Origin of the sequence: Cohnella zeiphila (genome assembly GCF_014212055.1) — a bacterium.
GTDB lineage: Bacteria > Bacillota > Bacilli > Paenibacillales > Paenibacillaceae > Cohnella > Cohnella zeiphila.
Genome location: NZ_JACJVO010000066.1, coordinates 1 through 9,883, shown reverse-complemented (window position 1 = coordinate 9,883; position 9,883 = coordinate 1). Strand labels below are relative to the sequence as shown.

At 63.0% G+C, this 9,883-nt stretch carries 8 protein-coding genes; 7 read left to right on the top strand and 1 reads right to left on the bottom strand.

Features of this window, described 5'->3' with window-relative positions; all coding sequences use genetic code 11:
- From H7C18_RS34420 to H7C18_RS34390, 7 genes are all read left to right on the top strand, one after another.
- On the top strand, positions 1–3,047 hold a 3,047-nt coding region (locus tag H7C18_RS34420; protein WP_185133660.1), incomplete at its 5' end, for a WIAG-tail domain.
- Positions 3,048–3,309: 262 nt separating this feature from the next.
- Complete coding sequence (locus tag H7C18_RS34415) at positions 3,310–4,179, top strand: glycosyltransferase family 2 protein (RefSeq protein WP_420481907.1); 870 nt, start codon at positions 3,310–3,312, stop codon at positions 4,177–4,179.
- Positions 4,180–4,403: 224 nt separating this feature from the next.
- Positions 4,404–5,345: a family 2 glycosyl transferase gene (locus H7C18_RS34410; RefSeq protein WP_185133659.1), complete on the top strand. Its 942-nt coding sequence runs from the start codon at positions 4,404–4,406 to the stop codon at positions 5,343–5,345.
- A complete protein-coding gene (locus tag H7C18_RS34405) occupies positions 5,314–6,048 on the top strand; it encodes a glycosyltransferase family 2 protein (protein ID WP_185133658.1) in 735 nt (244 codons plus the stop codon). The genes H7C18_RS34410 and H7C18_RS34405 overlap by 32 nt, the downstream gene beginning before the upstream one ends.
- 29 nt (positions 6,049–6,077) lie before the next feature.
- Complete coding sequence (locus H7C18_RS34400) at positions 6,078–6,803, top strand: sugar phosphate nucleotidyltransferase (protein WP_185133657.1); 726 nt, start codon at positions 6,078–6,080, stop codon at positions 6,801–6,803.
- The gene (locus H7C18_RS34395; RefSeq protein ID WP_185133656.1) at positions 6,800–7,966 is read left to right on the top strand and encodes a GT-D fold domain-containing protein; all 1,167 of its coding nucleotides are present in this window, start codon (positions 6,800–6,802) and stop codon (positions 7,964–7,966) included. Before H7C18_RS34400 ends, H7C18_RS34395 begins: the two co-directional genes overlap by 4 nt.
- A 25-nt stretch (positions 7,967–7,991) precedes the next feature.
- On the top strand, positions 7,992–9,368 hold the full coding sequence (locus H7C18_RS34390) for a glycosyltransferase family 2 protein (RefSeq protein ID WP_185133655.1): 1,377 nt from the start codon (positions 7,992–7,994) through the stop codon (positions 9,366–9,368).
- A 163-nt stretch (positions 9,369–9,531) separates the two neighbouring features.
- Here the strand turns inward: H7C18_RS34390 and H7C18_RS34385 are convergent.
- On the bottom strand, positions 9,532–9,883 hold a 352-nt coding region (locus H7C18_RS34385; RefSeq protein ID WP_185133654.1), incomplete at its 5' end, for an integrase core domain-containing protein.

The following is a 9,883-nucleotide window of genomic DNA, read 5'->3' as shown; positions in this document are numbered from 1 at the left end:
CGGAAGCGAAGCTGGCGGACGGCAGCGTGACGGCAAGCAAGTTGGGCTCGGACGCGGTGACGGCGGAAGCGCTGGCTGTCGGGTCGGTCGGAACGGAGCAGTTGGCTGCCGATTCCGTCGAAGCATGGCACCTGAAGCTTGGCGCCGTGGGCACCGAACAACTGGCCGACGGAGCGGTAGGCGCCGAACAACTGGCTCTCGGATCTGTGAGCGAGGCCCACCTTGCCGCGGGAGCGGTCGATACGGAGCAGCTGGCGGATGCGGCGGTGACGGAAGCGAAGCTGGCGGACGGCAGCGTGACGGCAAGCAAGTTGGCCTCGGGCGCGGTGACGGCGGAAGCGCTGGCTGTCGGGTCGGTCGGAACGGAGCAGTTGGCTGCCGATTCCGTCGAAGCATGGCACCTGAAGCTTGGCGCCGTGGGCGCCGAACAACTGGCCGACGGAGCGGTAGGTGCCGAAAAGCTGGCTCCCGGATCCGTGAACGAGCGTCACCTCGCGGCAGAGACCGTCGGCGTTGAGCAGCTGGCGGATGCGGCCGTGACGGAAGCGAAGCTGGCGGACGGCAGCGTGACCTGGAGCAAGCTGGCTCCCGGCGCAGTAACGTCGGAGGCCATGGCTGCCGGTTCGGTGGGTTCGGGGCAATTGGCCATCGGCTCCGTTAAAGCGCGGCACCTGACTCCGGGTACCGTAGGCTCCGAACAGCTGGTGGCCGGTGCGGTCGGAGCCGAACAGCTGGCTGTCCGAAGCGTAAACGAAGCCCACATTGCCGCGGAAGCGGTCGGCACGAAGCAGTTGGGGAATGCAGCCGTGACGGAAGCGAAGCTGGCGGACGGCAGCGTGACCTGGAGCAAGCTGGCCCCCGGCGCAGTGACGTCGGAAGCGCTGGCGCCTGAATCCGTCGGTTCGGATCAGCTGGCCATCGGCTCCGTTGAAGCGTATCACCTGACGGCAGGCTCGGTCGGAGCCGAACACCTGGCCGCCGGAGCGGTCGGAGCCGAACAGCTGGCTCCCGCAAGCGTAAGCGAGGTCCACCTCGCCGCGGAAGCGGTCGGTTCGGACCAACTGGCGGACGGAGCCGTGACGGAAGGCAAGCTGGCGGACGGCAGCGTGACGGCAAGCAAGCTGGCTTCCGGCGCGGTAAAGGCGGAAGCGCTGGCGTTCGGGTCGATCGGATCGGACCAACTGGCCATCGGCTCCGTTAACGCGAGGCACTTGGCTCCCGGTGCGGTCGGAACGAAGAAATTGGCTGCCGGAGCGGTCGGATCCGAACAACTGGCTCCCGGGTCCGTTAATGAGGCCCACATTGCCGCGGAAGCGGTCGGCACAGAGCAGCTGGCGGATGCGGCCGTGACGGAAGCGAAGCTGGCCGACGGCAGCATAACGGCCAGCAAGCTGGCTCTCGGCGCGGTGACGCCGGAAGCGCTGGAGGCCGGAGTCATCGGATCGGAGCAGCTGGCAAACGGTTCGGTTGATGCCAGGCATCTGACGGCGGGTGCGGTCGGAGCCGATCAATTGGCCGACGGAGCGGTAGGCTTCGACAAGCTGGCTCCCGGCTCCGTATGCGAGATCCACCTCGTCGCGGAAGCCGTCGGCACGGAGCAGCTGGCGGATAGAGCCGTGACGGCAGCGAAACTGGCCGACGGCAGCATAACGGCCAGCAAGCTGGCTCTCGGCGCGGTGACGGCGGAAGCGTTGGAGGATGGAGCCGTTGGTCCCGAACAGCTGGGGTTGGGCGCCGTCAAGGAACAGCACCTGGCATCCGGTGCGGTCGGCGTCAGGCAGCTGGCCATCGGAGCAGTGGGCGCCGACCAGTTGGCTACGGGATCGGTAAACACAGTCCACCTTGCCGCGGAAGCCGTCAGTACGGAGCAGTTGGCCGAAGCATCGGTAACGGAAGCGAAGCTGGCGGAAGGAAGCGTAACGGCCAGTAAGCTGGCTCTTGGCGCGGTGACGGCGGAAGCGTTGGCGGACGGAGCGGTCGGTTCGGAGAAATTGGCCATAAGCTCGGTTGAAGCAAAGCACCTGGCGGCAGGCTCAATCGGCGCGGAGCAATTGACCGCCGGAGCGGTCGGAGCCGAACAGCTGGCTCTCGGATCCATAAACGAGATCCACCTCGCTCTGCAAGCCGTCGGCACGGAGCAACTGGCGGATGCGGCCGTGACGGAAGAGAAGCTGGCGGACGGCAGCGTGACGGCGGGCAAACTGGCTCCGGGCGCGATATCGGCTGAAATGTTGGCGGCTGAATCGATCGGAGCGGAGAAGCTGGCCGTCGGCTCCGTCGAAGCGCGGCACCTGACGGCGGGCGCAATCGGCACGGAACAGCTGGCCGCCGGAGCGGTCGGAGCCGAACAGCTGGCATTCGGTTCCGTCGGTTCGGATCACCTGGCTGACGCAGCCGTGCAAGCGCGGCACATTGGCGAGTCTGCCGTCGGATCGGAGCAGCTGCGGTCGGGGGCGGTTACCGCCGATAAGCTGGCCGTACGCAGCGTCAGCTCCTCCCATCTGATCGACGGTTCAATTTTGTCCCGACATATCGGCGACGGTTCGGTTGAAGCCCATCATCTGGCGGAAGGAAGCGTGACGGGGGAAAAGTTGTCCGCTCCGCTCGCGGGGCTGCTGGCCGATCTGAAGCAGAACCTGGAGAAAGAGAAGGCTGTGCCGACTTCAGCGGCCTGCGATACCGTCGTCGACGGGGCAAGGCTCGCGGAAGGGAGCGTGGACGGCACCCGGATTGCCGCCGGCAGCATCTCGAACGCGCACTTGTCCTTCCTTCCCGTCGCCGCCGCGCAGCCCGGCGCTGCCTTGCTTTTCGGCAACGAAGCTTACGGTTTCGAAGGCATAACGGAGAAGCAGGAGCTCTATGTCAGGTTCCCGCAGCCTTTCGCCGATTCGAATTACGTGCTGTTCGCGATGCCGGACCGCTCCTTCTGCGTCTGCGACATTAAGCGCAAGGATCCCGAAGGAGCCGCGCTCGAGATCGTCCGGACCCGGTTCGTTCCGGACCCGCAAGGTTTCTTGCAATGGCTCGCCGTCGGTTCGAAGGCTTAACCCGATAAGAATCCAATGCAGGGTCCCGGAGCTGTCCGGGGCCCTTGTCTCGTTTGCTCTCCTCGTTCCGATAATGGACGGGCGTACGCCCCCGCGTACAGATGCCGTTGCGCATGGACACGTTGCACATACAATGTCATGTACACCCGATGCCGAAGAAGCATAGAGAGGTGAGATCGGCTTGTCGAGCAGAAGCGGAAATCGGAGAAGACGGCTTCCCGTGACGGGTCCGCGAAAGCGATCGGCGCGCGGTGTCAGGGGCATTTTGCAAAAGACGAAACGCAGGCGATCCGCAACCGGAAGCGCCCGAAGATTTTCCGGAACCGCGGTCGTTCCCGATACGCCGGGAGACCGCGCCGGACCGGCGAACGGGAGCGGAAGAATGGCCCTGCCCCCCTGGGAAGCCCCTTATGTATCGGTTATCGTGCCGGTGATGAACGAGAAACGGACGTTGGCCAGGGTGCTGAGGGAAGCCTCGCGAGTTCATCCGAGCACCGAGGTGATCGCGGTCGTCAACGGCTCGACGGACGGCTCGCTGCAGATTGCCAGAAGCAGCGGCGCCCGGGTGCTGGTGTTCGACCGGCCGCTCGGCCACGACGTCGGCCGCGCGATCGGCGCCCGGGAAGCGCTCGGGCAAGTGTTGTTATTCATTGACGCCGATATGGTCATTCCGGCTTCGATGCTGCGGCCCTTCGTCGCCGCGGTCGAGAGCGGAACCGACGTGGCGCTGAACGATTATTCCGGACCGACCCGCCGCGAGACGGTTCACGGGGTCGTGCTCGCCAAGCACGCCCTTAATTCGCTATTGGGGCGTCCGGATTTGCAAGGAGCCTCCTTGACGGCCGTGCCGCACGCGCTGAGCAGGAAAGCGCTCGAAACGATCGGAAGCCCGGCGTTGGCCGTGCCCCCGCTTGCGCATGCGATCGCGGTTCACCGCGGGCTGGAAGTCCGAAGGGCCCGGCATGTCGACGTCGGGCTGATCAACCCGCTGCGGATCAAGCGGGAGCGAGTCAATTCCCTGGAGCCGCTCATTATCGGCGATCACCTGGAAGCGATCCGCTGGCTGCGGGCGAATACGGACGATCGAGGGGGTCATGAAGACGGGATTCGCAAAAGATCGATGGTGAGGTGAGGCAGATGGTACGCGAAAAACGCCGAGCGAACGCAAGCCGGCGCCGCCGCCGGCCTCTCCGGTCCGCCGTTCCGGCGAGACGCCTCCGGCGCGCTGCCAAGCTGCAGAGGCGGGGCGGCAGGCCGCGGCCGCCATATCGCCGGCCGCCCTCCCTCGGCCCGGCGGCGGCTGACGGGCTGGCGTCGGTTCGTCAGGAGGGGAGGCGCGAAGGAGCCGCCTGGCGGATGCAGCATCCGAACGGCACGCTCGCCGAGTTGAAGGCGCACGTTCGCCGGCAATGGGCGCTTCTGGCGCGTCAGAAGCTGCCGCTGCCGGAATGGCAGCTGATGTGGAAGCAAGCCGAAGCGTATGGGACGGCAGCGCTGTCGGGCGCCGAAGTACCGGGCACGTTCGTGCCGATCCCGCTGCAAGGGAGCGCTGCGGCGGTGCTTGCGGTACCTTCGGATGCCGATTCTTATCCCAAGGTGATAGACAGTTTGGCGCTTCTTCCGTTAGACGAGACGATCGTTGTGGCGGGCCGTGCATCGGAGCCGCTGCTGGAAGCCATCCGGAGGAACGCCGAGGGAGCGCTGATCGCTCATTATCCGTTCCCGCTGGACGGCGATGTCGGACGGGCTCTGGGCGCCAAGCTTACCGGAGCGGACACCGTGCTGTTCGTCGATGCCGCCGCCTCCGTCCCGGCCGAGACGTTGGGCCGATTCTTGTGGGAATGCGATGACGGACGTCTGGACGTGGCGCTGCCCGACCAATCCTCTCCCAAGCGTCTTTTCCACAAACGTCCCGCCGTTCAGCGTTGGCACGAACTGCTGAATGTGACGCTAAGCCGACCCGATCTGAAAATGAACACGATGGCGGCGCGCCCGTTCGCGTTGTCGCGCGGAGCGCTTGACGCGATCGGATACGCCGATCTGGCGGTACCGGTCAAAGCACACGCTCTTGCGTTGGCGAAGCGGCTCAAGGTCGGCGTTGCCGTCCGGATGGACGCAACGTCGCCGCCGACCGAAGGGGAGGCTTCCCGGCTGGCGGCTGGAGACCATATCGAAGCCTGGGGCGCTCTGATGCCGTCCAAGGGCGGGCGGCTCGGCTTCTCGGACCGCTACCGGGATCGCAAAGCGGTGGGGGGAGTGGTGAACGATGCGTTCCTCGATTCTCATTCCGACGAATAACCGGCTGGATCTTCTGCAACGGTGCGTGGAGTCGATCCGCAGGTATACGGATTCGGAATACGAAGTGATCGTAATCGACAACGGCTCCACGGACGGAACGGTCTCGTGGTGCTTGCGCGAAGGGCTGATCTTCGTGTCGCTCGCCCGCAACGAAGGTTTTCCCGTCGCTTGCAACAAAGGGCTTCGGGCGGCATCGGGAGATACGATCGTGCTGCTCAACAACGACACCGTCGTTTCGGCCCGATGGCTCGGTAATCTGAACGCGGCGCTCTACAGTTCGCCGGAGATCGGCATGGTCGGCCCGGTGACGAACTATGCCAGCGGGAAGCAAAAGGTCGATTATCCGTTCGCCGATCTCGATGAATTCCAGCGCATCGCCGAAGCGGTCAACCGCTCCGACCCGGCGCGGTGGAGAAGAGTCGAACGGCTTGTCGGCATATGCCTGGCCTTTCGCCGCGAGCTGCTGGGCCGAATCGGGCCGCTGGACGAGAGGTTTACGCCGGGGCACTACGAGGACGACGATTTTTGTCTGAGAGCCAGGCTTCACGGATTCGGGCTGCTGTTATGTCCGGACGTGTTCATCTATCACGAGGGGAGCGCAAGCTTCCGTCGGGAAGGAGCCGAGCGTCAAACGGAATTGGTGAATCGCAACTATCGATTGTTCATGGAGAAATGGAATATCGATCCGCATGCTTTCATCTGAGGCAAGGCATGCGCCAAGGAGGGTGTCTGTTGAAAGCAGTCATACTGGCAGGGGGGACGGGAACGCGCCTTAAGCCGTTAACGTTTTGGACCAACAAGCACCTGCTTCCTGTCGGGCGTTACCCTATGATTTGTTTCGGCGTAGCGAAATTGCGGGAAGCAGGAATTCGAGACCTGGTCATCGTCACCGGCCGTTCCGCGCTCGGTGGGTTCGCGGATGTGCTGGGCAGCGGCCGGGATTGGGGCGTATCGATCGTATATCGGGTGCAAGAGGAGGCGGGAGGAATCGCGCAGGCGCTGGATCTTGCCCGGCCGATCATCGGAACGGGCGAGAAGTTCGCGGTGCTGCTCGGCGACAACCTGTTCGAGCCTTCGCTGAGACCGTTCGTGGAGCAATTCGAGCAGCAGAAGGACGGCGCGATGGTCGTGCTGAAGCAGGTGAAGGATCCGCGGCGCTATGGCGTCCCGAAGCTGGACGCCGCGACCGGCAAGATCGAGTTCATCGAGGAAAAACCGGTGAATCCGCTCTCCTCCTACTGCGTGACGGGTCTGTATTTCTATCCGTCGGACGTATTCTCGATCATCGACCAGGTAAAGCCTTCGGAGCGGGGAGAGATGGAGATTACGGACGTCAACAACATTTTTGCCAGAGAAGGCAGGCTGCAGGCTAAGGTGCTGGACGGATGGTGGACGGATGCCGGCACCTTCGAATCTCTTGAGGAGGCTGGCCGCAAGCTCAAAGGGTTTTTGCCATGAACGTTCCGGCGATCCGTACGAAGACTCAGGCCCGCAGCCGCGCCTCGCCGATCGGCAAAGCCGCCGAGCGGACCGCCCGCGTGCCGGCCGCTGGAGCAAGGCGCGCGCCTACCGGGAGCGCGATGAAGGCCCGTGCCCCGACCGGCGGCAAAAGCCGGGCCCGGGGCGGCAGGAGGAGCCGGCGTTACGCAGATCCTCAAAGGAAGGCGCGCCGGACTCGCAACGGGCGCAAGCCGGCCGATCAGTCCGCCGAGTCGGTGCTGACGATTCCAATCCAACCGGACGCCGCCGGCAAGGAGCCTGTCGTCGAAACGGACGGGAGAGATTACGAACAAGGTTATCGGGACGGATTGTTCGATGGGGGAGAACGTTTGCTGGAAGAGAGACTGCCTCCCGACATCCTCATTCCCGATGCTTCCGTAGAGACGGTGCTCAGCGCGGGAGTGGATGCGCTGCGGTCTCGCGGCATGCCGCTCCTCAGCGCCGTCCAAACGTATGAGATGTTGGAACGCGCGCTTGCGCAAGGGCAGCCTTTTTCGCTGGTGCGATTGGGCGACGGGGAATTGTTGACGCTGGCCCAGAACAGCGTATTGCCTATCGAGACAGTGGTCCAAGAGGGAGACTTTCTGCCTTATGCGGGAGTGAACGTTCCGGATTTGCGGGCGCGGGACGAATTGATCGAGTCCATTCGCAGGGCGTCGCTGATCGGCGTTCCGCTGTCCCGGCGTCCGTATTTTCAACCGCTGCTGTTCTCCGTTTGGCGAGCGTTCGGCATCCGGCCCGAGTCGCTGCGGCTGACGATCTCCACGATTAATTTCTCGCTGCAGGAACAAGGGTTGATAAACCGCTTGCTGGCCGGACGCCGGATTTTGATCATCGGCGATGTGGCTTTGCCGCTCGCGCAGAGGCTTGCCTCCCGTGGAGTGGCGATAACGGGAGCCATTCAGCCGGTCCGCGGCGTGGCGGATATCGAACGAGTCGTGGAAGAAGCCTCTCGCTGCGTATTCGATCTGGCGCTTGTCTCCGCCGGAATCGCAGCCGTCACGATCTGCGTTCGGCTTGCGGAGCGAACCGGCAGGGTCGCGATCGATTTCGGCCATCAGGCGAATGTCGTCGCGGGGATTTTGAATCCGTCTCAGCATGAAAGACGGATGGAACGATAAACGGAACGACGAAGGGGGAAGGAGCATGACTTCAGCGCGCCTGGCAATTCGCCGGCTCAGACGCCGTTCGCCCGCTGCTTCCCGCAAAGCGCGAGGCGTCCGGCGGCGGGCGAGAAAGCCCGCAGCGACGGCGTCCGGCCGATACGGGCAAGGCTTCGGCCACGGTTATCGCGAAGGGGTGCAGGCCGGTCTGCAAAGCTATCCGAACAGCTTCGAAGGCACAAGCATCATCATTCCTACTTACAATCAACTGGATCTGCTGAATCTGTGCCTGAACAGCATCACCGAGAACACCGATCTGCCTTACGAGGTGATCGTGATCGACAACGCCTCCACCGACGGTACGGGAGAATATCTACGCCGAATGAGCGGCCAGGTAAGGTTCCGCGTGCTGGATTCCAATCGCGGATTCGCGGGAGCCATTAACATCGGGTTGATGATGGCCAAAGGCACGACGATCCTGCTGCTCAACAACGACACCCTGGTGACCGAGCATTGGTTGGAAAATATGCTGGCTTGCCTGAACAGCGACGATCGGATCGGCATGGTCGGGCCGATCACGAACTATATCAGCGGCGATCAGCAGGTAGATGTTCCTTATCGCGATGTCAGTGAAATGCCCGCATTCGCCAGGGAGAACAATATCCCGAATCCGGAACGCTGGCGGAGGACGGACCGGCTCGTCGGCTTTTGCCTGCTGTTCCGGCGGGAACTGTTCCGGCAGATCGGTTACTTCGACGAAGGGTTCGAAATCGGCAATTTCGAAGATGACGATTTCAACATTCGCGTTCGCATGCTGGGCAAAAGCCTCGTGGTGGCGGAGGATGCGTTTATCCATCACTTCGGAAGCGTCAGCATGAAGGCGCTGGGAGACCGGTTCATGCTTGTGAACGATCGCAACCAGCAGCATTTCAAGGACAAATGGAACAATCCGTACGAATGGATCCATCGCGCGCTGCGGACGGCCGGCGGTTCGGTGCCGGATATGGCGTCGTTGTTCCCGTCGCTCATGGCGGTCCAAGGGATCGGAGCCCCGATCTATTGGGTCGAGAACGGCACTCGCCGCCCGATCGAAGGAACGCCCCGCATTCCCGTCGTCCGTCTGTCCCAGGTCGATGTGAAGCGTTGGCGCCTCGCCGAGCCGATTCAAGCTTCGGAAGCGGAGGCACGCTGGTTCCGGCTTCATGGAAGGCGCGAGGATCGGGGCGGAGTCGTTCGTTTCCCCGACGGATCGGTTTTCTTGCTGGAGGAAAACCGAATCCGCAGTATCGTGAGCCCCACGGCCTTCGCAGCCTGGCATCTCGACAAGTTACCCGTGCTGGCGATGAAGCCGGAGGAACTGCTCGAGAAAGCGGAAGGCTTGCCGATCATCGCCCCGCCCACTCTGCGACAAGCTCTCTGATTCAACCTCCGGCGTGCACAGAATCGAGGCGGTACCCGTCCGCCATCCAGCGACGGGAGGAGTACCGCCTCTCCGGAAATGACTCGGTCCCCTGAACCTCTCTCCTGCGTTATCCCGTTCGCTCAGACCTCCCGTGGATTGTCAACACAAAACTGGACAACGATTATGAGGGCAACCGTCTGACTTCAGCGGGCGTTCGATAACCCAACGTCCCATGAATCCGATGCTCATTAAACCAGTGGACATAATCACGGAGCTCCACCGACAACTGCTTCAGGCTTTGGAACTGTCGTTGGTTGGCAAACTCCGTTTTGAAAATCTTGAACGTAGCCTCAGCGACTGCGTTATCATACGGACAGCCCTTCTTGCTCAGCGAACGCTGGATGCCGAAGGTAGCTAGCGCCTCCGAAATCAGGCGGTTGTCAAATTCGCTGCCACGATCCGTATGAAACATCTGAATTCGATCCAGCCGCACGGAGAGGCTTGCAATCGCCTCGTAGACCAACTCAGCTGTC